The following is a 1,264-nucleotide window of genomic DNA, read 5'->3' on the forward strand; positions in this document are numbered from 1 at the left end:
CCTGGGCTGTATCGAGTCCACTATGCCAATGGTGGACTCGATACAGTTCAGGCATGGTCGCGGTCACACCAAAGGTAACTTCTGGCATCACGCTGCGATCAAAGGTCAGCGGCGCCTTTCTAAAATCTAATTGGTCTTCCGTCACCTTGGTATATTCTGGCAAGGTACGTGGCGGAGTCACAAAAGTCGCTTCTCGAACCGCTAAGTCCAACTGACGACGAGGAACCACACTCAATGTAACCTTGTGCTTATCTTGTACAAAATCTTGATAAGCTTGCGCCACTCGCTCTGGGGTTACCGCTCGAATCTGCTCTAACTGGGATTCAATGCGATCAGGCTGACCATAGAAGGTTTCGTTTGAGGCAAGCTGAGACACTTTACCGCGCACGCTCTGCAGCGCAAAAACGGCACTGGCTTCTGCCATACCGGTGATTTGATCAAGTCGCTCTTGTGTCACGCCCTCTTTTGAGAACTTATCTAAGGTATCTAGCAGTGCTTTGTTCAGCTCTGTCAGATCGCCTTTCTGGCCCGAGTCACCCATCGCATAAACATATAGAGTACACGCGAGCTCACCACAATCATGGAAAGAGCCAGAGCTCACGGCCTTTTGAGTCTTAACAAGATTCTGATAGAGGTAGCTGTTGGTGCCCTTACCTAATACGTTAGATAACGCATTCAACGTGGCTTGTGTTTCTTCGCCACGATACGTAGTTGGCCAACCCACCAGTACCATCGGCTGACGAATGTTATCTTCAAGCGTGATGTACTTGTCTTCGGTGAGCACCGCTGGCTGTTTCTCAGCACTCTCAACCTCTGGCCCTCTTGGGATTGGTCCAAAGTACTTGTTAACCCATTCCAGAGTATCTTCAACATCAATGTCACCACCAATCGTCAGCACCGCATTGTTTGGGCCATAACAGCGAAGGAAAAAGGCTTTCAGATCGTTCACGTCAACGCGATCCAGATCCTCAACATAACCAATTGGCTGCCATGAGTATGGGTGCCCTTCAGTGTAGAGTGCCTCACCCATGCGTTCCCACATCAAGCCATAAGGGCGGTTATCGTAGTTTCGAGCACGCTCGTTCTTAACCGTGTCTCGTTGGATCTCAAATTTTCGTTGAGAAACCGCATCCAGTAAGTAACCCATGCGATCGGACTCTAACCACAGCATCTTCTCAAGCTGGTTTGATGGCACCGTTTCAAAGTAGTTCGTTCGATCGCGGTTAGTAGTGCCGTTCATCGTGCCACCCCCTTCGGTGATGAT

Annotated in this window: 1 protein-coding gene; it reads right to left on the bottom strand. The window is 49.7% G+C overall.

Annotated elements, in window-relative coordinates; all coding sequences use genetic code 11:
• Nucleotides 1-1,264, bottom strand: a 1,264-nt coding sequence (locus KIV40_RS30265) for a pitrilysin family protein (protein WP_285352965.1), incomplete at both ends; no start/stop codon positions are given.

The sequence above is a fragment of the Vibrio sp. D173a genome, assembly GCF_030248475.1.